The following is a 421-nucleotide window of genomic DNA, read 5'->3' as shown; positions in this document are numbered from 1 at the left end:
ATCCGGATCTGCTGCCCGTCCTCGTCGGCGATCGCACGGGTGCCGCGCGGCGGCTGCCCACCGGGCTGAGGGGTGGTGACCTGGTGGAAGCCCAGCTGGGCTGTCTGCCCGATCACCTCGGCGGCCTCGCGGGGATCCTGGACACCCGGCAGCTCGACGATGATCCGGCGCTCGCCCGCCCGAGCCAGGGTGGGCTCGGCCACCCCCAGCGCGTCGACGCGCCCGCGCAGCACCTCGAGCGCCCGGTTGGTGGACTCGGTGTTCGCCTCCTGACGCTCGGTGTCCTGCGTCTCGAGCACGATCTGGGTGCCGCCCTCGAGGTCCAGCCCGAGCCGGGGGGACAGGGTGAGCGCGGCGAGGAGGGCGAGGCCGACGACGACGAGCGAGGCCAGGGCCCGCCACAGCGCTGACCTGCTGCGGG

1 pseudogene is annotated in these 421 nt (G+C 74.8%); it reads right to left on the bottom strand.

The window, feature by feature from the left end:
• A pseudogene (locus M3149_RS22830) lies at positions 1 to 421 on the bottom strand (hypothetical protein); the annotation flags it as partial.

This window comes from Hydrogenophaga intermedia (assembly GCF_023715105.1).
GTDB lineage: Bacteria > Pseudomonadota > Gammaproteobacteria > Burkholderiales > Burkholderiaceae_C > Hydrogenophaga > Hydrogenophaga intermedia_A.
Note: the sequence above shows the minus strand (reverse complement) of the source record. Positions and strands in the feature narration are given on the sequence as shown.